This is a genomic window from Alteromonas sp. 5NS40-0096, assembly GCF_057544385.1.
On sequence record NZ_BAAJLQ010000001.1, the window covers coordinates 864,310 to 888,623 of the forward strand.

At 44.8% G+C, this 24,314-nt stretch carries 21 protein-coding genes; 13 read left to right on the forward strand and 8 right to left on the reverse strand.

The features are described from left to right. Positions 1–18: 18 nt before the first annotated feature. Genes AC27G9_RS03965 through AC27G9_RS03980 form a run of 4 tightly spaced genes read right to left on the reverse strand, consistent with a single transcriptional unit; the run spans position 19 to position 3,265 of the window. Positions 19–885 (reverse strand): D-amino acid aminotransferase, encoded by an 867-nt coding sequence (locus AC27G9_RS03965; RefSeq protein ID WP_487071249.1) that lies wholly within the window; start codon positions 883–885, stop codon positions 19–21. Continuing rightward, positions 882–1,838, reverse strand: a complete 957-nt coding sequence (locus AC27G9_RS03970; protein WP_487071251.1) for a 5-oxoprolinase subunit C family protein — start codon at positions 1,836–1,838, stop codon at positions 882–884. The genes AC27G9_RS03965 and AC27G9_RS03970 overlap by 4 nt, the downstream gene beginning before the upstream one ends. After that, the gene (locus AC27G9_RS03975; protein WP_487071253.1) at positions 1,828–2,526 is read right to left on the reverse strand and encodes a 5-oxoprolinase subunit B family protein; all 699 of its coding nucleotides are present in this window, start codon (positions 2,524–2,526) and stop codon (positions 1,828–1,830) included. The genes AC27G9_RS03970 and AC27G9_RS03975 overlap by 11 nt, the downstream gene beginning before the upstream one ends. 1 nt (position 2,527) lies before the next feature. Then, positions 2,528–3,265 carry a 5-oxoprolinase subunit PxpA gene (locus AC27G9_RS03980; RefSeq protein WP_487071255.1) on the reverse strand — a complete coding sequence of 246 codons (738 nt, stop codon included), beginning with the start codon at positions 3,263–3,265 and terminating at the stop codon, positions 2,528–2,530. Between the two features lie 159 nt (positions 3,266–3,424). On the opposite strand from AC27G9_RS03980, the gene AC27G9_RS03985 reads away from it, so the two are divergent. The 5 genes from AC27G9_RS03985 to AC27G9_RS04005 all read left to right on the forward strand — a co-directional run bounded on the left by AC27G9_RS03985 (position 3,425) and on the right by AC27G9_RS04005 (position 12,303). Beyond that, on the forward strand, positions 3,425–4,261 hold the full coding sequence (locus AC27G9_RS03985; RefSeq protein WP_487071257.1) for a CvfB family protein: 837 nt from the start codon (positions 3,425–3,427) through the stop codon (positions 4,259–4,261). Between the two features lie 17 nt (positions 4,262–4,278). Then, entirely contained in the window at positions 4,279–4,677 is a 399-nt protein-coding gene (locus AC27G9_RS03990; protein ID WP_487071259.1) for an OsmC family protein, read from the forward strand. 175 nt (positions 4,678–4,852) lie between these two features. Beyond that, the gene (locus AC27G9_RS03995; protein WP_487071261.1) at positions 4,853–5,929 is read left to right on the forward strand and encodes an efflux RND transporter periplasmic adaptor subunit; all 1,077 of its coding nucleotides are present in this window, start codon (positions 4,853–4,855) and stop codon (positions 5,927–5,929) included. A gap of 25 nt (positions 5,930–5,954) precedes the next feature. Next, on the forward strand, positions 5,955–9,245 hold the full coding sequence (locus AC27G9_RS04000) for an efflux RND transporter permease subunit (RefSeq protein ID WP_487071263.1): 3,291 nt from the start codon (positions 5,955–5,957) through the stop codon (positions 9,243–9,245). Continuing rightward, a complete protein-coding gene (locus AC27G9_RS04005) occupies positions 9,238–12,303 on the forward strand; it encodes an efflux RND transporter permease subunit (RefSeq protein WP_487071265.1) in 3,066 nt (1,021 codons plus the stop codon). Before AC27G9_RS04000 ends, AC27G9_RS04005 begins: the two co-directional genes overlap by 8 nt. A 68-nt stretch (positions 12,304–12,371) precedes the next feature. Here the strand turns inward: AC27G9_RS04005 and AC27G9_RS04010 are convergent, their stop codons facing one another. From AC27G9_RS04010 to AC27G9_RS04020, 3 genes are all read right to left on the reverse strand, one after another. Next, positions 12,372–12,689, reverse strand: a complete 318-nt coding sequence (locus tag AC27G9_RS04010) for a hypothetical protein (RefSeq protein WP_487071267.1) — start codon at positions 12,687–12,689, stop codon at positions 12,372–12,374. A 364-nt stretch (positions 12,690–13,053) separates the two neighbouring features. Continuing rightward, complete coding sequence (locus tag AC27G9_RS04015; RefSeq protein WP_487071269.1) at positions 13,054–13,848, reverse strand: DUF2189 domain-containing protein; 795 nt, start codon at positions 13,846–13,848, stop codon at positions 13,054–13,056. Between the two features lie 309 nt (positions 13,849–14,157). Further along, entirely contained in the window at positions 14,158–14,679 is a 522-nt protein-coding gene (locus AC27G9_RS04020) for a hypothetical protein (RefSeq protein WP_487071271.1), read from the reverse strand. Positions 14,680–14,900: 221 nt separating this feature from the next. On the opposite strand from AC27G9_RS04020, the gene AC27G9_RS04025 reads away from it, so the two are divergent. The 5 genes from AC27G9_RS04025 to AC27G9_RS04045 all read left to right on the forward strand — a co-directional run bounded on the left by AC27G9_RS04025 (position 14,901) and on the right by AC27G9_RS04045 (position 19,944). Continuing rightward, positions 14,901–16,121 carry a pyridoxal phosphate-dependent aminotransferase gene (locus tag AC27G9_RS04025; protein WP_487071273.1) on the forward strand — a complete coding sequence of 407 codons (1,221 nt, stop codon included), beginning with the start codon at positions 14,901–14,903 and terminating at the stop codon, positions 16,119–16,121. Between the two features lie 5 nt (positions 16,122–16,126). Continuing rightward, entirely contained in the window at positions 16,127–16,735 is a 609-nt protein-coding gene (gene yfbR, locus AC27G9_RS04030; protein ID WP_487071275.1) for a 5'-deoxynucleotidase, read from the forward strand. Between the two features lie 11 nt (positions 16,736–16,746). Continuing rightward, the gene (locus AC27G9_RS04035; RefSeq protein ID WP_487071277.1) at positions 16,747–18,123 is read left to right on the forward strand and encodes an anti-phage deoxyguanosine triphosphatase; all 1,377 of its coding nucleotides are present in this window, start codon (positions 16,747–16,749) and stop codon (positions 18,121–18,123) included. Between the two features lie 166 nt (positions 18,124–18,289). Then, complete coding sequence (msrP, locus tag AC27G9_RS04040) at positions 18,290–19,285, forward strand: protein-methionine-sulfoxide reductase catalytic subunit MsrP (RefSeq protein WP_487071279.1); 996 nt, start codon at positions 18,290–18,292, stop codon at positions 19,283–19,285. A gap of 14 nt (positions 19,286–19,299) precedes the next feature. After that, a complete protein-coding gene (locus AC27G9_RS04045; RefSeq protein ID WP_487071281.1) occupies positions 19,300–19,944 on the forward strand; it encodes a protein-methionine-sulfoxide reductase heme-binding subunit MsrQ in 645 nt (214 codons plus the stop codon). Positions 19,945–19,971: 27 nt separating this feature from the next. Here AC27G9_RS04045 and AC27G9_RS04050 read toward each other — a convergent pair whose 3' ends face one another. Continuing rightward, complete coding sequence (locus AC27G9_RS04050; RefSeq protein ID WP_487071283.1) at positions 19,972–20,577, reverse strand: flavin reductase family protein; 606 nt, start codon at positions 20,575–20,577, stop codon at positions 19,972–19,974. A gap of 240 nt (positions 20,578–20,817) precedes the next feature. Here AC27G9_RS04050 and AC27G9_RS04055 point away from each other — a divergent pair, with 240 nt between their 5' ends. The 3 genes from AC27G9_RS04055 to AC27G9_RS04065 all read left to right on the forward strand — a co-directional run bounded on the left by AC27G9_RS04055 (position 20,818) and on the right by AC27G9_RS04065 (position 24,314). Further along, the gene (locus AC27G9_RS04055) at positions 20,818–23,244 is read left to right on the forward strand and encodes a PAS domain-containing hybrid sensor histidine kinase/response regulator (RefSeq protein ID WP_487071285.1); all 2,427 of its coding nucleotides are present in this window, start codon (positions 20,818–20,820) and stop codon (positions 23,242–23,244) included. A 193-nt stretch (positions 23,245–23,437) separates the two neighbouring features. Next, the gene (locus AC27G9_RS04060) at positions 23,438–23,794 is read left to right on the forward strand and encodes a deoxyguanosinetriphosphate triphosphohydrolase (RefSeq protein ID WP_487071287.1); all 357 of its coding nucleotides are present in this window, start codon (positions 23,438–23,440) and stop codon (positions 23,792–23,794) included. 52 nt (positions 23,795–23,846) lie between these two features. After that, positions 23,847–24,314, forward strand: a complete 468-nt coding sequence (locus tag AC27G9_RS04065; protein ID WP_487071289.1) for a YchJ family protein — start codon at positions 23,847–23,849, stop codon at positions 24,312–24,314.

Consider the following 24,314-nt stretch of genomic DNA (forward strand, 5'->3'; position numbering starts at 1 on the left):
GCGAGCACTAGTCTATGCCTAGTGCTCGAATTTATATTTATTAAAAATAGTCAGCGCGTTTTCCCAGACAGCGCCTATTTCACCATTACCAATCACATTCCCATCAATTTCCACCACTGGCGCTATTTCTTTGCTTGAGCTTGTTAACCATACCTCATCAGCACTGAGTAACTCTTCAATCGTAAAATGCCGCTTAGTGATAGCTATCCCCTCTTTCTCGAGGCTTCGGATAACTAACCTTCTTGTGATACCCGGTAATATTTGATTGTCGAGTGGCGGCGTCGTGACTTCACCATTCTTTACCATGAAGACGTTTGAAGAACTGGCTTCTGTGATCAACTTATCTTCATTGAACAAGATGGTCTCATCCAATCCACTTGCTTTCCCTTCTTGGTAATGAATCACATTACCGAGTAAAGACGTGGATTTGATGTGGCATAGCTGCCATCGCTTGTCCTGCTGCAACGCGACTTTAAACCCCTTAGCGCGAGTTCGATCCGCAACCGGAGGACTGGGAATATCCATGGTGTAAGAAAAACATGTTGGCTTTACGCCATCGGGAAACGCATGGTTACGCTTGGTATCAGCACCGCGACTAATCTGAATATAAATTCCTAAGTTTTCAGCACCCGTCAGCGCGCGATTTTTTTCAATTAATGCGTCGATTATCGAACACCACTCTTGGTTTGAATAAGGTACTGGTATACCAATGGCGTTCAACCCACTTTCTAAACGCTCGAGGTGCTCTTTCAGACCGACCGCCTGCCCCTTATATGTGGGTATGACTTCATATATACCGTCGCCAAACAAAAAACCACGATCTAAAGGTGAAATTCTTGCTTGATTCAAGTCCAAAAATTCACCATTTAAAAATGCAATACTCATTCACTTCCTACAAATTCATTTTTTAAACGCTGATAACCAGCGTTAATTAACAACATATTGGCTCTGGCCGTTTCGATGTTCACGGATTCAAAGGTCACCGCTTCTCCGGGGACCATTTGAGCCAATCGATGTAGATCATATGGCGCAACACATCCTATTTTGGGGTAACCACCTATGGTTTGCCTATCTCGCATCATTATAATTGGCTGACCATCCGGTGGACATTGTATTGCCCCGAGTGCAATCCCTTCAGACTTCATGCTATTGAGACTGGAATTCACAGGCTCACCTTGTAAGCGATACCCCATCCGATCTGCTGCGTTGCTCAGGATGTAGCGGCCAGAGAAAAAACGCCTTTTCGCAATGCAGGAGAACGTCGAAGCTTGATAGCCTTGGACCACATGTATCGGCGCATTCAAGCTGTAGTTCACGGGCTTAACTTCACAAGGACCTTGCTTACTCGAATAACACACCCGATTTACATTTAATCTATCCCCTGCACGTAATGCTGAACCTTCGCCGTCGATGCCACCAACTTTTTCTCTTAAAACACTTGTTGCACTGCCCAACACAGGTTCACACGTAATGCCACCAGCTATAGCAATGTAATGACGTTGCCCCATTTTCGCTGGCTCAACATGTACTAGGGAGCCAGCGGGTATATGAAGTTGGCACCAGGCGTCAACATATTGATTTGCCACTTGGATCGTAACATCGGGACCCGTCACGCTTACCCACAAGGAAGACAATGTACGAAAACGCAATGGGCCAATAAATTCGATTTGCACACTGTCGCGGCTGTTGGTCACCAATTTATCGGCTGCCTTATAGGCCAATTCATCCATTGGCCCAGATGGCGAATATCCGTGTAATTGCATGCCATTGCGCCCAGAATCGACGAGAATCGCATGAAAACCAATGTCTTCTATCACAATTTGAGTTTCACTCGACATGAGCGCGACTCTCCTCTCGATATTCTTCTTCGCTTATCGGCACAAACGCTACCGTATCTCCAGCGGTCAGTAGTGAAAGCCGAGATTTATCGTCTATCAGTTTTGTGGGGCACAACCCCATTAAATGCCAACCACCCGGCGATACATCTGGATAAATTGCCGTTTGTCGATCGGCAATCGCTACCGCGCCTTTGGGTACTTTTAACCGGGGAGACGCCATTCTTGGAACAGCCAGACGCTTCGGTGTCTCGCCCAGATAGGCAAAACCAGGCATAAAACCGACGGTAAATACACGATATGTCTGCCCACAGTGTATATCGATGATTTCTGCTTCACTTAACTGGGTTTGTTGGGCAATCAATTCAAGGTCATTTGCGCCTTTAGCACCGTACCACACCTTCATTACGTGATGGCAACTGCTATTATCGTCGACATCACTAACGCTCAACTGCAATAGTAATTGGCGCACTAACAGATGATCCACCTGCAACCAGTCATAAGTGACAAGTACACTATCGTAAGACGGCACCGCACTCTCAAACCATGGGTACTGGCGTGCAGTCAGTGCGTGGTAAAAGGACATCACTGACCGATTTAGCGCAAGTGTACTCGAACCAGAAAAATACACAATTACACTGTTGGCACCCGCTGTGTCTATGCGCATTTTCACGTCTTGGGCATCTTGCATACTAATCGTTCTTTGACTGTAAACGTTGACGGATCGCTTTGGCCATGGTTACGGCACCTTTTGTATCACCGTGCACACAGAGTGTATCCACACTCATCGCTAGTGTTTGGCCTGATTGCGTCACAATTACACCGTTGTTTAGCAAATGTTCTACTTGCGACAATGCCTCGTCATGCTCCAACACCGCACCACTTTCACGGCGTGAAACCAGTAGGCCATCGTCTTGATAACGCCTATCGGCAAAGGCCTCAAAGTAGAGTGATAAGGCAAAGTTCTTGGCCTCTTTCTCATGTTGCCTTTGGTCTGGATGAGCTTGAATCATTAGGGTCTGGCCCCCCGCATACGAACTGACAGCTTCCATTACAGTTAGCCGAACTTGTGGGCTTTTCATCATATCGTTGTACAATGCGCCGTGAGGTTTAACGTAATGCATTCGTGTCCCAGCTTGACGGCACAACCCATCTATTGCCGAGAGTTGATAATGCAGGCAGTCAATTAATTCGGTTTTCGACATGGCCATACTGCGCCGGCCAAACCCTTGAAGATCGGGGTAGCTGGGGTGAGCACCGATTTCAACGTCAAATTGAATAGCCAATGAAATGGCCGATTTAATCGTTGATGGATCGCCCGCGTGAAAACCACATGCAATGTTCGCCTGATCCAATAGTGGCATGATCTCTTTATCGACGGGCATATCCCAAGCGCCGTAACTTTCACCTAAATCGCAATTTAACTTCATATTTCTATCGCACATTGATTTAATTGACGTATCATAGCAGTTCGCTTTTATACCCCATCTGAGCCGATGATTTACCTTTGCGTATTAAGTGTATTTTCAAATGTATAGTCACTCTTGGCTCAATGGTGTTGCACTATACCATCTACCATTGCAGGTTATATGATTAAAATTGGCAATTTCAATACTCTGACCGTCAAGGATGCGGTTCCATTTGGCTTCGTGCTTCAACACGTTGGCGACGACGAAACTGTCGTTCTCCCAACGGATAATGCACCGGAAGATATCGATATCGGCGATATCCTTGATGTATTTGTCTACCCTGGCGAACATGGTGCTCTTACCGCATCATTGAAAAAGCCGTTGGCTTACTTGGGCGAAACCAAGGTGTTAAAAGCTGTTGGCGTCACAGAATTTGGTGCCTTTTTTGATTGGGGCATAGAACGCGATTTATTGGTGCCTAGCGCATACCAGGATGCCCCTATCAATGAAGGGATGCAGTACGTAGTACATGTATTTTATGACGACGCCACTCAGCGTTTGCTCGGTGCGACACGCCTACACTATTTCTTACGTGAAAAACAGGTTTCGGTAAAAGCCGATGACGATGTCGAACTCCTCGTCTATGCCAAAACGGACTTGGGCTATAAAGTCGTAATCGACGACACGTACCTTGGACTTGTATTCCACAGTGACGCGTTTAAACCTTTGCGAATTGGCCAACGTACATCTGGTGTGATTAAACAAATCCGCACAGATGGCAAAATTGATGTCATATTGCAAAGGCAAAACCAAGAAGGACGCGACGCCTTACAACAAGCTATTTTGGACGATTTAGAAGCACATGGTGGCATCTCTTCGCTTACCGACAAAAGCCCGGCTGAAGAAATTTATGCCCGTTTCAACGTCAGTAAAGGTGCCTACAAAAAAGCTATCGGCGCCTTGTATAAACAAAAGAAAATCCTGTTGAATAAACAATCTGTAAAGTTACTACCCTAAACGAAAAAGGACACTAAATGAAAGCTACAGTTGTATGGAAAAATGACCTTTCATTCTCTGCAACGACTGAGTCTGGTTATAAGACAGTAATGGATGGTAACGGCAAAGCCATATCGCCAATGGAATCTGTCCTCGCAGCCGTTGGAGCATGCTCATCTATTGACGTTGTCGACATCCTGAAAAAAGGTCGCTTTGATATCACAGACTGCCGCTGTGAACTCGATGCGCAACGTGCGGAAGAGCCACCCCGTGTATTTGAAAAAATACATGCTCATTACATAGTGACGGGATCGGGACTCACGGATAAAGCCGTCAAGCGTTCAGTTGACCTGTCTGCAGAAAAATATTGCTCAGTAATGTTAATGTTGAAGGGCAATGTCGATATCACTACGAGTTACGAAATCGTCGAAGGTTAATTTAGTCAAATTAACTACCTTTTAGCATAAGAGGCCAACTTTTTAGTTGGCCTTTTTTACATCACCACCCTAATAAAACATAAGCCATTGAATTAATTGAATTATTAATTTATTTTCGACTATGGCATGGACTCTGCTGTTATCCGTTAAAAATTATTACTTACGGGCGAAAATCATGGAACTGACTAAATCAAACATCACAAAAGCACTCGTTTTTGCAGGTTTTATTGCAACAACGGGCATCATGAGTGGCTGTGGCAGCGCAGAAGCGGTTGATACACCTGAAGAAACAGAAGAAGTAGTTGTGACCATTCCAGTAGAAACTGCTGAAGTCACGACTGGAGCAATATCCTCGAATTACACGTCTACAGCAATTCTTGAAGCAAAAGAAGAAGCTTTTGTTGTTGCACGTGCATCTGGGATCATTGAGAACATTTTTGTTGAGGAAGGTGACTACGTTGAGAAAGGGCAAAAACTTGCTCAACTTGATCAAAAACGCTACCAGCTCAATTTACAACGTGCAAAAGCGGATTTAAAAGGCATAGAGCAAGAGCTTGCAAAGATTAATAAAGTTTACTCACAAAAATTGGTGAGTGACGATACCTTCGACAAGTTAAGTGCACAATACGAAGCAGCAAAAGCCACACTGGCACTCGCACAGCTTGATCTCAAGGAAACCACAATTGTCGCGCCCATTAGCGGCTACATTGCCGAACGAAATGCAAAAGTTGGTAACTTAACCGAGTCTTTTCAACGTGAACGTATGTTTCATATTGTGCAGCAACGTCAACTTCAAGGCATTGTTTACTTGCCAGAGAACGAACTGCCGAACATTCGTAAACAACAACGCGCCAGCTTAGTCGTCAGTGCGTTAGGCAATCAAACGGTCGAGGGCTTTGTTGAGCGCATTAGCCCAGTGATCAACGCCGAAACGGGAACCTTTAAAGTCACGCTAAGTGTGCCAAACGAGAATGAATTGTTAAAAGCGGGTATGTTTAGCGAAGTAGCAATTAATTACAGTACCCACAATAACGCGACATTGCTACCTAGGAAAGCGTTGGTTTCTATCGACAATACTGCTTCTGTATTCGTTGTCGACAACGGTGTCGCTAAAAAGATCACGGTTGAAACCGGTTTCGAAGAAGGTGGCGTTGTCGAGGTGCTATCTGGTCTTAACGGCAATGAAACCGTGGTGACGGTCGGTCACCAAAATCTCAAAGACGCGTCTCCTGTAGAAGTGGTAAACGGCTAAGCATAGCCGTTTTCTGGAGATTATTATGAGTATCGTCAATATTGCTGTAAAACGTCCCGTCGCGGTCGCTATGTTTACCTTCGCGGTCCTACTTTTCGGAATGGTGTCGCTAGGTAGATTATCGGTAAACCTGTTGCCTGAATTGGCCTACCCTACATTAACTATCCGCACCGATTACACCGGTGCGGCGCCTGGCGAGGTTGAACAATTAGTATCCAAGCCTATTGAAGAGGCTATTGGAGTAGTCAAGGGTGTTCGCACTGTTACCTCAACCTCAAGAGCCGGGCAATCCGATGTCGTACTCGAATTTGCATGGGGTACCGACATGGACTTTGCCAGCCTTGAGGTACGAGAAAAACTGGATGTATTGCAGCTGCCTCTCGATGTTGATAAACCGCGACTGCTTCGTTTTAACCCAAGCATGGACCCGATTATCAAAATGGGACTTGGCTTCAACTTGGATGACAACACTATTGCTTCAGTCGAGCAAATGAAGCAAGCAAGGCTTTATGCGGACGAGCAAATTAAGCGTCGGTTGGAGTCCATTGAAGGTGTGGCTTCAGTAAAAATTGGCGGTGGCTTGGAGAACGAAATTCAGGTACTTATCGACCAACGCAAAGCCAGTCAGCTCAATATTGACGTAGCCACTATTACCGACCGACTCGCTCGTGAGAACGTCAATGCTGCGGGTGGCAGAATTGAAGACGGCACACAAGCATTCTTAGTTAGAACGATCAATCAATTTCAATCATTGGATGAAATCAGAGCCCTATACATCGGCCGTTTCGAAGGTCGGAACATTCAATTAAAAGACATTGCCAGTGTTTATAGTGCTCACAAAGAACGTGACGCCATCACGCGATTTAACGCCATTGAAGGTACGGAAATCGCCATTTACAAGGAAGGTGACGCAAATGCGGTTGATGTTGCTCAACGCATCACACAAGCGCTTTCTCAAATTGAAGAAAATTTACCCGAAAAATACCAACTCGATTTAGTTTACGATCAAAGCAAGTTCATTAAACAAGCCATAGACGACGTTAAGTCTGCCGCAGTCATCGGTGGCGTGCTCGCGATGCTGATCCTCTATTTGTTCTTGAAGGATTTCTGGCTGACCTTGATTATCTCGGTCTCAATTCCGGTGTCCGTTATTGCCACCTTTAACTTGATGTACGGTAACGATATCAGTCTCAACATTATGAGCTTGGGCGGCATTGCCCTCGCGGTTGGCTTGTTGGTTGATAACAGCATTGTCGTATTAGAAAACATCGATAGACACAAAAGAAAACAAGTCACACCGAACAATGCTTTATCAGCAACAGCGGGGACAAAGGAAGTTTCTGGTGCCATCCTAGCGTCCACTTTGACCACGATGGCCGTGTTCATTCCGCTCGTCTTTGTAGAAGGTATCGCCGGTCAATTGTTCCGAGATCAAGCGTTAACTGTGTCATTTGCACTAGCAGCTTCACTGGTAGTCGCACTGACACTGATACCGACTCTCGCTGGACGCCAAAAACGTGAAACACCAAAACACGCAGAAGAATTTGAAGCGGCCCCACGAGCGCCTAAAACGGGCTGGAGAAAATGGCTGGGGTATCCAGTTATGCCTATCATCCTGTTGCTTAAACTGATATTTGTCCTATTACCTACTGTTTTTACAACCGTCGTCATCGCAGTGTCACGGGTTGTCGGTAAAGGACTTGGATTGGTATTTAAACCACTAGTATGGCTATTTAATACGGTATTCGACGTCATCGCGAAAGCCTATGATGGTGCGCTAAAACGAGCGCTACAAGCTAGAGTAGTGATAGTGGCAACGATTGTCGGTATATCTGCAGTTTCGATGACGCTGTTGCCTAAGCTGGGTATGGAGCTCATTCCTACCATGTCTCAAGGTGAGTTTTCTGTCGAAGTGACACTGCCCACAGGGAGTCGCGTGGAACAAACCGACGCTTTACTCCGTCAACTCGCTGAGCTAGGCGCTAAATCAGATATTGTTCAACGCACCTATTCACTTGCCGGAACAGGAAGTTTAGTCAGTGCCGCACCTAATCAAGGAGGCGATCACTGGGGCCGTTTAAATATTGTGACGCTGCCCGGCACGGGTGATTCACAAATTGGCGAGCTGCAGCAACAAATGCGCGAATTTTTAAGCCAACAAGCTGGCGTGCAGAGCCAATTCAGCGAGCCTGAGCTGTTCAGCTTTGACCCGCCGATTCAAGTCGAACTTCAAGGTTATGATTTAGGCCTATTGCAACGCACTAGCCAAGAGATCGTCGAAAAGTTAGAGCAAAGCGACCGCTTTGCGGATGTCAGAACGACCTTGAGAACCGGTAACCCTGAACTCAAAATCGATTTTAATCATGCCAAACTAGCGCGACTAAACTTAGACGCGCCGACAGTATCATCGCTCATTGCGACACAAATTGGCGGTAAAGTCGCGACCCAATACAGTCTACAGGATCGTAAAGTCGACATTTTGGTTAGAACACAAGATACCCAACGTGACAATATCACTGATATTCAGCAGATTATTGTCAATCCAGGCGCGGCCCAACCTATTCCATTGTCAGCCGTCGCAGATATCTACATGAGCGTGGGTCCAAGCGAGATTACCCGCGTTGGCCAACAAAGAGTGGCGCTAATCAGCAGCAACCTGACCTACGGTGATTTGAGTGCGGGTGTCGCTGAGGTCGAATCATTACTGAATGAAATTGCGATACCAGTGACATTGCGAGCTACGATTGCTGGCCAAAGTGAGGACATGCAACAGAGCTTCATGTCTTTACAGTTTGCCTTAGCGATGGCTGTATTTATGGTGTATCTGGTAATGGCCTCACAGTTCGAATCACTAATGCACCCTCTACTGGTACTGTTCGCCGTTCCTCTCGCTGGTGCAGGCTCTATTTACGGCCTTTGGCTCACAAATACGCATGTCAGTGTAGTGGTATTTATCGGCCTGATAATGCTGTGTGGAATTGTGGTCAATAACGCCATTGTACTCATCGACAAAATAAACCAATTACGTACCCAAGGTATGGAAAAAACGGATGCCATTATCGATGCAGCAAAAAGCCGTTTGCGCCCAATCGTCATGACGACACTGACCACAATTTTGGGTTTATTACCCATGGCAATTGGTTTTGGTCAAGGTGCCGAAGTTCGAACACCCATGGCAGTTACCGTGATATTTGGGTTGCTCTTCTCCACAATGCTGACGTTATTCTTATTGCCAGCACTTTACAGTTTGTTTGACAGAAAACACTTCGACGTCGCTTCTACAACGGCAGAATCTGAGGAGCAAGTTTATGGATAAGTTTGCTAACTCTGGCGCCGCGCTTGCGGCGTTTGCACTCAAGCGTCCGGTAACAATCTGTATGATTTTCTTCTCAATGTTGCTGTTTGGCATCATTGCCAGTCGCCTGCTACCGTTGGAAAAATTCCCGGGCATTGATATCCCCCAAATGGTTGTACAGGTGCCATACAATGATGCAACACCCGCAGAAATTGAGCGGATGATCACACGTCCGGTAGAAGAAGCTATCGCGACAATGTCAGGTATCAAGCGCTTGAGAGCGACGTCCTTTGAAAACCGAGCAGAGCTGTTCGTCGAATTCGATTGGGATGAAAACATCAAGGCAAAAAGTATCGAGGCTCGCGAAAAGATTGATGCAATTCGCCACTTGTTGCCCGAAGACGTTGAACGCGTTTTGGTCTTCAAATTCAATACCAATGATATGCCGATCTTCCAACTGAGGGTGTCCAGTGAACGCGATTTATCTGACGCCTATGACCTACTGGACCGCAACCTCAAGCGCCCTATCGAGCGCGTAAATGGCGTGTCACGCGTTGAGTTATATGGTGTTTTGAAAAAGCAGATTGCTATTCGCATCGACCCCAAAATGATTGCGGCATTACATATTGATACGCAAAAACTAAGTAAAACCCTAAGAGATGCCAATTTCTCGATGACCGCAGGCCACTTTTACGATTTAGATCAAAAAATTACTGTGAACCCGATTGGTGAGTTTACGGATATCAAAGAAATTGAAGAGTTATTGATCGAACCGGGCATAAGCCTCAGTGACATCGCAACCGTCAGATACGAATCGCCTCAGCGTAGCGAAGGTCGCCACTTAGATCGGTCCTATGCGGTAGGTTTTAATATCTTTCGCGAGTCAGGGAGTAATTTAGTTGAAGTGTCTGATGCCGTGATGACGGTCATCAACAAAGCGGAGCAAAACCCTGCATTTGACGGTATCAACCTATTTGTAATGGATGACGTAGCAGACAGTGTCACCCAGTCGCTCAGCGACCTGGTTTACGCTGGTTTACTTGGTGCGTTGCTCAGTGTGGGCGTGCTTTATCTCTTCCTGCGTCAACTCTCGACAACTCTGATTGTCGTACTCTCTGTTCCTTTTGCAATTTGCATTACTTTAGGCTTGATGTATGTAATGGGGTATTCACTCAATATCCTATCACTCATGGGCCTAATGTTAGCCGTTGGTATGCTAGTAGATAATGCAGTTGTAGTAACCGAGAGTATTTTCCAAGAACGTGCCAACACCGACAATCCACAAACCGCAAGTAAAATTGGTGTTGGGAAAGTTAGTCTTGCGGTGATTGCGGGTACTACCACAACGGCAATCGTGTTTTTGCCCAATATTGTTGGGGTAAAGATTGATGTAACGGTATTTTTAGAGCACGTTGCGATAGCGATCTGTATCTCGCTATTTGCGTCTTTGCTCATCGCACAAACTTTGATTCCCTTGTTGGCGTCTAAAGTCAAAGCACCAAAGGCCAGCCAGCAAAAAACACCAGGGTATATCCATCGCTACGGCCGCATTCTTCGCTGGTCTTTGAACAATAAAGGCAAATCCACCCTCATCGCTTTTGCAATCTTGGGCAGCACTCTGGTTCCTATCGGTGCGGTCACCAGCGATGACGAAGGCGGTGAAAACCAAGAACGAGTCTGGTTGAACTACCATATTACTCAAAATTACACCCTGGATGAGGTCGAAAAAACGGTGGATAAGATGGAGGCCTACCTCTACGAAAATCAAGAGAGGTTCCATATTAAGCAGGTTTACACCTACTATACGCCGGGTCACGCGGTATCAGGAATTACCTTGAAGCCAGATCTCCCCATGTCTGTCACAGAATTAAAAGACATGATTCGTGAAGATATGCCGTCGTTCGCGCGAGCCCGCCCGTCATTCCAATGGGATAGCGGAAATGGAGGGGGTGTAAGACTCACGCTACTTGGTGAATCGTCGGACAGACTAATGGACATTACTGATCAGATTGTTCCTGTCCTCGCTAACATTGAAGGATTGGAGGATGTGAGGGCCGATGTCGGTAGTCAGCGCCAAGAGATACAAATCCGTCTTGATCGAGAAAAGGCCAATAGACTCGATATAAACATTCAAGAAGTTGCGGGCCTTATTGGAACGGCGCTACGAGGAAACAACTTACGCACGTTCCGCTATGGCGAGGCGGGAGAAGTCGATATTCGCTTGATGTACGGAGAAGACTTGCAGTCTTCGCTATCAGAGCTACGTAATATCAGCTTGTCGCGCTTGCAAGGCCAAAGTGTGTCTCTTGATATGATTGCCGATATCAGTGTCGTGCCACAGCTTTCTGAAATTAGACGTAACTATCGACAAACCGCAATCAGTATAGGGGCTAACTTATCTGAAGATACAACCATCGAGCAGGCAAAAGAGCGTATTGAAGCGGCGATGGATTATATCGAATTGCCAACGGGTTACGATTGGACATTTGGTGGAAGCTTCAGAAGACAAGATGAAGCGAATGCGGTCATGCAAATGAACATGTTATTGGCTATCTGCATGATTTACGTTGTTATGGCAGCGTTGTTTGAATCTTTGGTGCTGCCTAGTGCAGTGATTACCTCGTTGCTCTTTTCTTACACTGGCGTGTTTTGGGCGTTTTTCATCACAGGCACCCCCATGTCAGTGATGGGAATGATTGGCATGCTGATTCTAATGGGCATTGTCGTTAACAACGGGATTGTGCTTGTAGACAGAATCAACCAATTGATTAATCAAGGGAAAACCATTTATGATGCAGTCGTAGAAGGATGTCAAAGCCGTATTCGCCCCATTCTTATGACAGTGGCAACAACTGTACTAGGGCTTGTACCTTTGGCGATGGGATCGACGCGAATTGGTGGTGATGGACCTACCTATGCGCCTATGGCAATCGCGATTATCGGCGGATTAATTTTCTCAACGATGACCAGTCTTGTTCTTGTACCGTTAGCTTACGTTGGTTTGCTAAAACTTCGATACAAAACTCAAGTCATGATTCTAGAGAGCAAACAGCGAGTTTCACGCTGGGTAAAAATATAGTAAAGCAGAAACGGGAGCCGACCCTTTTAGGGTAATCAGGCTCCCGTTTGCTTAGCCAAACCACAGGCTTAGCTTCTAGCAGTTAAGTATTGGTATACCGCATTAGCTTCACGCTGGCGAGAAAACTCAACCAAGCTAGTACCGTTACACGTCAAACCATCTTCCGCCGTTACCAAGCGAAGCACTTCACGCTGGCTTCCACCGATTCGACCTACATTACGAGCGAGGCTTGAACGCAAGATACGTACGTCATCAAGCACAACTGCTTTGCAAAAACTTGCAAATCTCACGTCGCCTTCAAATCGAACAGGTTTTGTTGAAGCAGCTTGTGCTGCTGACGATGCTACTAGTGCTACAGCAGCGATTACTTTGATTACATTTTTCATGTCATTTCCTCAATTGGATAAAGTCGTTAACCAAACTCGCACTCAGCGTTATTGCTCAGTGCCATTACTTTATGCATCAAAAAGGAAACAAGTTCTGTTGTTTTATTGTATGACTCGAGTAAACATTGCGTAAAAGCCGAAATTACATTTCATTAATAAAACTAAACAATTGATTTATATTGATTTTTTAAAATCAAATAGAACAGAAAGGAATAACAGAGGCAGTTTTAATAGCTACAAAATACAACAAAAATGTAATTTAAATACAAACAAAGATGAAATATTAACGGGAATTAACATAAAAAGTGCCTCCATCACGTCAAAAAACTGTAATAAAGGCACTATTCTGTAATTTTATTACAGTTTATTCGTAGGTTCTTTCCCGTTTTGTCTCAATGGTATCGATGTAGGCATGCCATGTCGCATAGCCAATCAAAGGCATTAAGAATATAAACGCGATGAATCCTGTAACAAAACCAATTGCTACCGCTGAGAAAATAATTCCGCCCCAAATCAGCATTGGCATCTTATTAACCCACACGGCGTTCACGCTTGTTAATACGGCAGTGGCGAGGTCCACCCTCCTTTCCATTAATGTTGGCTGGGTAAATGCGCTAATAAAAAACACGACCGCGGTAAAAACGGCCCCAGCGATGGTACCTAACACTAAGAATGGCATTAAGCTTTCTAGCGTTTCGTCCATGTACGACGGGTACAATGCATGAATGATAGATGCAACGCGAAGCCAAAAAATCATCAACACAGTGAGCAAAATACCAAAACCCCACTCGTTAACCGCGTTTCTTCGAATCGCCTTAACACTGTGCGAAATAGTGGGTTTGTGACCTTTTTCAAGCTCCCAACTGATATCGTACAGGCCTGCCGCTAAAAACGGCCCAATCAACATAAAACAAACAATGGCAGGCATAATGACGAGATGCCAGCCGGTCATTGCAACTAAATACGTAATAAACCAAGGGATGACGGCAAACAATACGCCGTAAGCAACTGATAAAATTGGAGTACGAAGAAAATCTCTTAGTCCTAGCGAAAGCCACTTAATTGGGTCGCCTAAATCTAACTCTTTACATGGTATTACCCTAGCAATTCCGCTTTGTGTGATGGCATTTTCAGGTGTTTCTTTGAAGTGATGTGACATTGTTCCCTCACTTATTCAAACCGATACATTCGGCACGACTACATGTTAGCGCGCTACTTCAGACCCCTACCCCATCTGCTTTCACTACAATACAACTACATGAGTTCTAGTCATGCTCCCTTTGAGGTACTAGGGTCGGGCAGTTTTGAGACTGCCTTATGTATACGATAGGCTTTTCTGACTCAGTTCACAAATTTTTAACAAAATTTATAAAACAGATATACATACAGGCGATTTATAGTGGGTGAGATTGCGTTGATTTTTCGCAAGCAAAGAAAAAGTTGAATTAAACTACACTGCTGCAGGCTGCTATCGCTGTATCTGGTGCCAATAGACCGGCGTATCAAAGTGCGCCGCGAGCGCACTGTTTAATTCAGAAAACAACGTTAACGGAGAATTGTCGCCCGTAAAACAGTATCGGGTGAATCGATGACAATTATTGTTGAGTACGTGATAATCAGCGTAGTCGTAGATTTTGGCTGATGCTCGAGCCATCGCCTGCGGCGCAACGAGTGGCGTTCCGTGTTCATCGCATGCGATATAGATTCTGTCACCGCTGCGGTCGGCGAGAAAACGAGAAGGAGAAATAAGTCTGAACAAACCGTTTCCATTGAGCTCTACGATACCACCGTCAACCCAAATGCCCGTGTGTTGTAGCATTTCATAAATACCACAACACATAATAGCACCATCAACAGGGGCTACCCTGTGTTTGCTCTCGCCAGGAAAGATTGCGACGTGTCCATCGTATTTTTGCTGCTCTCTGTTTAAATAGGACCCCGCTACGGCGGCAGCGACGCCAGCACCAATCCATACCAATGGTAACGGCATGTGATACTCCTCCAACAATACCTAACCTAAAGATGGACATGTTTTGGCTAATTTTCAATCAGCAAAATGTAACAGACTGTCTCATTTAAACCGTTATTCGAGGTTTCTGTCGCAATGACTTACGCCATTAACATAAAAAACAGTAGGTATAACAAAATAGTACTTAACACTTTTGTTGGCTTTAGATACTCTGGAAGCCTACTAAATAAGACATCAAGACAATGAGAGTAATAGAAAAATCCCGTAAATTGGACAACGTTTGTTACGACATCCGAGGCCCAATTGCTGAACGAGCAAAAAAAATGGAAGACGAAGGTCATCGAATCCTTAAACTCAATATCGGCAATCCTGCCCCATTTGGATTTGAAGCCCCTGATGACATCTTAAAAGATGTTATTCATAACCTTCCTACATCTCAAGGCTATTCAGACTCAACTGGGATTTATGCCGCTCGCGTTGCCGTGATGCAATACTATCAGCAGAAAAACATTTCTAATATCCGCATTGACGATGTATTCATTGGAAATGGCGTGAGTGAAATGATCATGATGGCAATGCAAGCGCTACTCAACAGTGGCGACGAAGTATTGATACCAAGTCCAGATTATCCGTTATGGACGGCTGCGGTCAGTCTTTCGTCTGGAACGCCAGTGCATTATCGTTGTGACGAACAAGCAGATTGGTTCCCCGATATTGATGATATCAAGTCCAAAATTACGTCGAATACCCGAGCGATCGTACTGATCAACCCTAACAACCCCACAGGCGCTGTGTATAGCGAAGCCCTATTACAACAAGTTGTAGAACTGGCTAGAGAACACGAACTCGTTGTTTTCAGTGACGAAATATACGACAAAATATTGTATGACGAGCACAAGCATACTTGTATCGCCTCTTTGGCAGACGATATCTTTTGCGTAACACTTAGTGGGTTGTCCAAAAACTATCGCGTCGCCGGTTTTCGCGCTGGGTGGTTGGTTGTTAGCGGCAATAAACGTGTCGCGTCAAGCTATGTTGAAGGGTTAAATATTTTATCGTCGATGAGAATGTGTGCCAATGTGCCATGTCAAAGTGCTATCCAAACCGCGCTTGGGGGTTATCAGAGCATAAACGATTTAATCATTGATGGTGGCCGTTTAAAAATGCAACGAGATTTAGCCTCTAGCATGCTAAATGACATACCTGGCATTGAATGTGTGACGCCCAAAGGAGCAATGTATTGCTTTGCAAAGGTTGACGCTAAGCGGTTCAATATTACCAATGATGAAAAAATGATCTTCGACTTGCTCAACAACGAAAAGATATTATTGGTACACGGTAATGCCTTTAATCTTTCTGAAGGGGTTTACTTCAGGTTAGTATTTTTGCCACACAGTGACGTGTTAAAGCCTGCGCTAGAAAAAATTGGCAATTTCTTTGATAACTATAGACAAGTTAACTAATTCTCATGAGTGACAAAAGCCACTTTTTCGCCCACTTGGCCAGAATGAAATTGATCGATCGCTGGCCATTGATGCGCAATGTCAGAACCGAAAACGTACAAGAACACAGTTTGCAGGTAGCAATGGTGGCCCACGCGCTTGCGCTGATAAAGAATAAATTTTTCAATGGCACCTTAAATCCAGAGCGGATTGCCACTATGGCAATGTTTCACGATGTATCTGAAGTACTTACAGGCGACTTGCCGACTCCGGTAAAGTACTTTAACCCTGCAATTAAAGAAGAATACAAGAAAATTGAAAAAATCGCGGAACACAAGCTAATCGAAATGGCACCTGAGGTTTTCCGCGACGACTACGCAGATTTGATTGACGGGCACAACCACAGCCCAGAAGAAGCGTTTATCGTAAAGGCCGCTGACGTATTATGCGCTTACCTCAAGACCCTTGAAGAACTATCCGCGGGAAATCAAGAATTTAAACTGGCCAAAAAACGTTTAGATAAAATATTGAAAGACTATCACTCCGATGAAGTTGATTACTTCATCACCCGTTATGTACCAAGTTTTTCATTGAGCCTAGATGAAATTACGCTTGATGACGGGGAAGATCATTAAAGGAACCGTTAATGGCGGCAGATATCTCGAATTTAGCTTCAGACACCTTTCCTGAATGGATGGAACCCTGGATTGAAAGGCGACTTCCCAGAACAGCTGCCCGAGACGGCGATCATCGCAATCCTTATCAAAGAGACAAAGCAAGAGTGCTTCACTCAGCGGCATTTAGGCGGCTGCAGGCAAAAACGCAAGTGCTCGGGGTTGGACAAAGCGACTTTTATCGCACCAGATTGACTCATTCTCTGGAAGCTGCGCAAATTGGCACCGGCATCACTGCCCAGTTAATGGGGAAATACCCTCAACAAACTGCTGCCCTAGCCCTTGATCCCAATTTAATTGAAACCCTTTGCTTAGCTCATGATATTGGGCACCCTCCGTTTGGTCATGGGGGAGAAGTCGCACTGCACTATATGATGCGAGATAATGGCGGCTTTGAGGGTAATGGGCAAACCTTTAGAATCATCACGCAGTTGGAACCTTACACAGCCGAGCATGGTATGAATTTGTGCCGTCGAAGCATACTAGGCCTCGTTAAATACCCCAATTTTCTCGATGCGTTAAACAACCCAAAAGCAAACGGCTCTCCAGTAAACTCCCTCAGACAAGTCAAAGCATCACAGTGGCATCCTCCAAAGGGATTATTCAGGTGTGATCAAGGCTTATTCGACTGGTTATTAGCACCACTTGAAGCTAATGAGAAAACCTTGTTTATGGCCACACTTTCAGCTGACGACAAACACAGCAAAACCCAATATAAGTCTTTCGATTGCTCGATTATGGAACTGGCTGACGATATTGCCTACGCCATCCATGACTTAGAAGACGCGTTGGTTATGGGTTTGGTAAGCAAACGAGCGTTTGATGAGGCCCTCGTCGCTCCTATCGCAGACAGTAATGTGCCTTGGTTGAGTGAACATATCGCCAGCTTGTCTGAACGTTTATTTGGCAATGAACACTACGAACGAAAAAATGCTATTGGCGCACTCGTCAATTGTTTTATTACCGCGATAGAGATTCATGACATCCCAGAGTTTAGTCACCCATTACTTGCTCATAATGCCGTCATGCCCCCTTTATTCTCTGATGCGCTTAGCTTGTTTAAACGATTTGTTTATCAGCAAGTGATCCAGCGAACTGAAGTGCAACTACTAGAATACAAAGGCCAACAAGTAGTAATGGAACTGTTTGAAGCTTTTAGTTCGGACCCAGAGCGCTTGTTACCCGCCAATACCAAGCTGCGCTGGCTCAAAGCACAAGAAAACGGATTGGGCATGCGCGTCATAGCCGATTACATATCGGGTATGACAGACGAATTTGCCTCTCGACTTTACGGCGATCTTTTTGCGCCACGCAAAGGCGCTAACCAAGAGAGCCAACCGGGTTGGTAAGTATGACATGCAATAGTCCCCTTTTTCGTTGTTAATTGAACTAGGGCTTTTGTTTATGCTTCCAAACTCGGTAACAATGGAGAATTTGTATTCCTATCCTTGAAAGCTTTTGCCGTGCAGTCTGGTCTTAATCAACAAGCATATGAGTGGTAAATAGGAAAATAAAATGGCAAAGCCGTACAAACCTTCAGTTAAATTGACAGACAATGACGTAACAGACGAGTCAATATTCAACAATCGTCGCTCCGTACTGAAGTCCCTGGGTTTCGTCGGTGCAGGTGCGCTTCTTAGCGGCTCTGCCAACGCCCGTGGATGGTTTGATGACAAGCCAGAATTCGAAGCTAAGGACCTCGATTTTACGCCAGCAGGGACTTACACGACTGACGAAAAGCTCACGCCTTATGCAAAAGTGACCAGCCACAATAACTTTTATGAGTTTGGTACCTCAAAAAGCGACCCCGCAAATCGAGCACAACAGTTTCAGGTCGATCCTTGGACGCTCCGTGTTGAAGGTATGGTAGAAAAGCCATTAACTCTGGGTTACGACGACCTTTTCACTAAGTTTCCACTCGAAGAACGGATTTACCGCTTGCGCTGTGTTGAAGCTTGGTCAATGGTTGTTCCATGGGTTGGTTTTGAATTAAGCCGTCTAATCAAAGCTGCGGCGCCTTTGGCTGGAGCAAAATACGTGGCATTTGAAACGCTGTATGATCCAAAGCAGATGCCTGGCCAAAAAAGTCGCTTTGTGGGTGGTGGTATCGATTACCCTTACGTTGAAGGACTTCGATTGGACGAAGCACTGCATCCACTGACCCTGATGTCCGTTGGGGTATATGGTAAGACACTTCCTCCACAAAATGGAGCACCAATTCGCCTCGTTGTGCCGTGGAAATATGGATTTAAGAGCATCAAGTCGGTCACTCGAATTGTGCTTACCAATAAAAAACCACCAACTACATGGAATAGACTTGCCTCTCACGAGTATGGTTTCTACGCCAATGTAAACCCGACTGTGGATCATCCTCGCTGGAGTCAAGCCAGTGAAAGACGTATCACGACCGGTGGATTACTTGCTCGAAATCGGATAAAGACGCAAATGTTCAATGGTTACCAAGACGTCGCCTCGATGTATTCAGGTATGGACCTAGCGCGGTACTACTAGGGATTATTGGCGAAATGAAAAGGTGGTTATCTAAACCCATTAGGTTATCTCAGTGGCAGATAGGGTTGAGCAAAGCGCTCATTCATTTATCGGCATTGGGCTATTTGGTTGCCTTGTTTTACCTTGCCATTGGTGACCAGCTAGGTGCAGACCCAGTTGAAGCACTACTGCATGAAACCGGTATCTGGGCAGTCAATATTCTCATGCTAACGCTGGCCATATCGCCATTGGCCAAGCGTGTACCCATGCCCGATTTAATCAAGTACAGAAGGCTGGTTGGGGTTTACAGTTTTGTATACGCCCTCGCCCATTTTTTGGTATACATCGCTTTCGAGCTTCAATTTGATTGGATGTTAGTCGCTTCGGAGCTGGTTGAGCGGCCGTACATAGTTGTCGGTTTCAGTGCATTGTTACTATTGGTAGTGATGGCCGCGACTTCATTTAAGAAAATGATGCGGGTTTTAGGTAAACGCTGGCAACAAATCCACAACACCGTTTACCTTTGTGCAGGGCTCGCGTTGTTACACTACACCTGGTCATTAAAAACGAGTTTAGAAGAACCCTTGTTCTATTGGGCTGGACTATTGGTGTTACTCTATATGCGAAAAGACCAGTGGCTGCGCTTCAAAGCGAAATTTGTCACAAAAGCGCGGGCCTAAATAAAACAGAAGAGTCAGTTCTATGACTTACTCTTCTGGTCGATCAAGCGAGATAGTTTGCTCAACAACGGCATAATCTCGGTAACCGAGCCTCGCCATCGGCTTGTATAGCGTTACGTCAAAAATACCGTCAACCACACAGTTATCTCGCAGATGAATCCCTACCACCTCACCAAATACGACGAAATTACCCTCTCCACGTATCTGTTCAATGTGCGTGACGACACATTCAAGAGATGCTGGAGCACTGGCCACTCGAGGGCAAGCAATCATCTGACATGACGCTTTTTCTACCGCCATGTTTTCAAACTCATCGACCTCTTTGGCGAATGGAGCAGAGCTTCCATTCATGACTAAGCGTTGATCAAATTCAACGATATTGATGCAAAACTCACCGGTTTCCCTGATATTCGCTAGCGTATCTTTGGTATCGACTTGATCTGCTTTACGACCCACTGATGCAAACATCACTTGTGGTGGCTCGTATGCAACAGCATTAAAAAATGAATATGGGGCTAGATTCGCAACGCCATCGCGACTTTGCGTCGATATCCACGCGATGGGGCGGGGAGAAATAATGGCACTGAACGGATTGTGGCTTAAACCGTGGCCGTTTTTAGGTTGATAAAACATTTCGCTTCCATTTATTGGTTGTTCACCATTTTCACAACGACTTTTCTAAAATCCTCTAGAAAACACAACCTAATTTACCCCAGTTTCGTGACAAATTGTTTATCGACTGTGTCAATTAGCCCATTTAATCCGAGTCTGGTTGTTGTTTTTAACTTTCTCATATTCAAACACTTTTAAATTTCGCTATATAAACTACGCTTTATATAACATCAATAACAATAACCTGCGCTGACTTCGCAAATGAATCGAGAGCTAAATGTTTCACTTTTGCCGTTAAATCGAGAATCATCTCCGTGTACGCTGCCCACCAATATTGAATCAGACACCCTACTCACTATTCTCAAGTATTCAGTAGAAATGGCCGCTGATGAGGTATTCTGGATGCGTGACACCTCAGAAGTGTTTTATGTCAATGACGCCGCATGTAAAAAGTTGGGTTACGCCAAAGAAGAGTTGATTGGAAAGCGGGTATGGGAATGGGACCCACTGTTCCCCAAAGAAGTGTGGCCGACATTTTGGGCGAAAATACAAGAACAAAAACACCTCGAATTTGAAACTCAGCATCAAAATAAGTCGGGCGATGTCTTTCCAGTAAAAGTCCAAGGACACCTGCTTCATCACAATGGCGAAGACATCTTAATTGCCTTTGCCACTGATATTACGAGAGAAAAAAACCAAGAGGCCAAGCTTGAGCAAGTCAACGAACATATTCAGCACGAAGTAAAACGCAAGACTCAAGAGTTAGAAGAAGCCCACTTGCAAGCTGCGAAGTATGCCAAGCAACTTGAAGAAAATAACCATAAGTATCACCTGGCTATTGATGGCACAAACGTGGGCTTATGGTCTTGGGACGTTGCAACAGACCATAACTATTGGTCACCCAAATTCTACGAGCTATTAGGCTTTAAAAACAACGGGCTCGAAGCCTCTTTTGACGAGTTTGTCAGACGACTGCATCCCGGCGAAAAAGACGGCGTACTCTTGGCACTAGATAACCATTTAGCTTCAGACAGTAAATACGAAGTAGAATTTAGGTTGAGATGCTGTGATCGACAATATCGTTGGTTCAGGGTAAAAGGCAAAGCTCAGCGCGACGCTCAAAATCAGCCAACGTTTATGATTTGTAGCCTAGAAGACATTCACGAACAAAAATCGTTAGAGGCAGCGTACCGATTCGAACAACGCAAATTTGAGGAATTTGTTAACCTAGCGCCTGTCGGTATTGCTATCAATCGATTGTCTGATGGTGCCTTTGAATACGTTAACAATAAATTCAGTCGCTTTACGGGTTACACAACAACGCAACTCAATGCTATGGATTACTGGGAGCTAACCCCTCATAAATATGCAGAGGATGAACAGGGGCAGCTCGACATGATGGAAGCAACCGGTCGATATGGCCCCTATAAAAAAGAATACATTCACAAAAAGGGGCATCTATACCCGGTGTTACTTTCAGGTATCAAAATAAAAGGGATAGACGGTCAAGACTATATTTGGTCTGTTGTACAGGACATATCGGAGCGAGTCAGGACGGAGAAAGAGCTAGTATTAGCGAAACGCAAAGCCGAAACGGCTAATCACGCAAAAAGCCAATTTTTGGCCAGCATGAGCCACGAAATTCGCACTCCCATGAACGGTATATTGGGCGCTCTCCAACTGTTAGAATCGGAAGTCAGCCCTAAAGGCAAACTGCTTCTGGATAAATCACTGGCTTCTAGCTTTTCTTTGCTCACGATAATTAACGATATCCTGGACTTCTCAAAAATAGAAGCAAACATGTTGACGCTTGAAAACATCAGTTTTTGCTTCACAGATATTGTTGACGACGTGATATCTAGCTTTTCTCCCAAAATCAGCAATCAATTAGATTTGTCAGTAACAGTATCACCAGGCTTCCACGATGATTGGCGCGGCGATCCGACAAGAGTCAAACAAATCTTGACGAATCTAGTGTCAAACTCCATCAAATTCACATCCCGAGGTAGTGTGCGCATAGAAGCTTTCACTAAGGACGAGTGCTTATCGTTTAAAGTTATTGATACAGGCATCGGTATGACCGGAAAAACGGTATCACGGTTGTTTGATAGGTTTACCCAAGCCGACGCTTCTACGACGCGAAAATACGGTGGCACCGGTCTGGGCATGGCGATTACAAAGCACTTAGTTAACTTAATGCGAGGCGATATTGAGGTAGAAAGTGAGGTAAACAAAGGGACATCAATCCATATCACTTTGCCTTTGGAAAAGACTCAAATAACAGACAAGGCTGAATCTCACGGTAGAGATCAAATACCTGATCTCGCGAAATACAGAATACTGATCGCGGAGGATAACGAAATCAATCAACTTATCGTAACCTCTATGGTCGAAAAAACTGGCGCGACAATTGACCTTGCTAAAAATGGAATTGAAGCCGTCGACCTTTTCAATCGCTTGGTGCCAGATTTAGTCCTTATGGATATCCAAATGCCGGAAATGGACGGGTCTACGGCGTGCAGAATTATCCGCTCAAAAAACCAAAATGTGCCTATCATTGCCCTGACGGCTAATGTGCTACTTGAGGACGTCCAAGAATACTTGACGAATGGCTTCTCCAGCCATATCGGCAAACCTATTATTCAAGACATACTGTTCGAACAACTCGCTAATCATCTTCAAACTTAAAACAACGCTCTGTTTGTCTCATCTATACAAAATCAATGGGTTAATTTATCCCATTGATTTTTATAATTAAATACGAGCTCACTAAAGATAAAACAAAAAACGAATAAAAAAAGCACAAAAAAGTCTTGCAAGCAGCCACATACAGTAATACTGTATATCCATACACACTGTATAAATAAACAAGGCAATGCTTATGAAATACTCTACTTCGACAAATGTATATCAATTCCCACTTCCGGATATCGAACAGCCATTGCCTGCCAAAAAGCCCACTAAAGCTTGGCGGTATCTCATTTCGGAGTCATTGGCGTTCAATCGAGATGTTGAAAATGCCATTCGCATTCAAAAACCTCAGGAAGCTATCGTACCTCAGTGGATCAGTAAGTTGATTGTCAGTGGTCAATGCAGCGCCATTTATGTTGAGGACTTACGCCTGTCTCAACGTGACGAAAGAGAAATAAAGGCGTTGTGTAGCCTTTACCGCGTTGAAGTTGTTGGTGTTTCAGCTAACTGTGAGCACCCAACAAATGTTGTTTCTGGACCTTGGTAAGTTGTCGTCAACTCAGTACAATACGGACTTTTAACCTTACTTAGTTCTTGAAATGAGTTTATGTTGGTGTGGTAGCGGCAAAACTGCTAACCACTGTTGTCGCCCTTACCTATCGGATGAACATAAGCCTGAAACACCAGAGCAGTTGATGCGCTCAAGGTATTCCGCTTATTGTTGTCAAGATTATCAATATATCTTGCGCACCTATTCACGAGAAAAGCAGAGTTTACTGTCTGTCGCTTTACTGGAAGAAAGCGCACAAGATTCTCGATGGATTGGATTGCGAATATTGAGTATCCCCTCTCCTCAACAAGTCGAATTTGTCGCTTACTACATTGATGGCAAGCAATTTTATCAAATGCACGAAACATCAAATTTTGTTCAAGAAGCCGGGCATTGGCGCTATGTAGACGGCACATTGCATGAAGACTGTGGTAAAGTGAGTATCAAGCGAAATGACAGCTGTTTCTGCGGTAGTGGAAAAAAGCACAAGCAGTGCTGTTTAACAAAATTGAGGTAA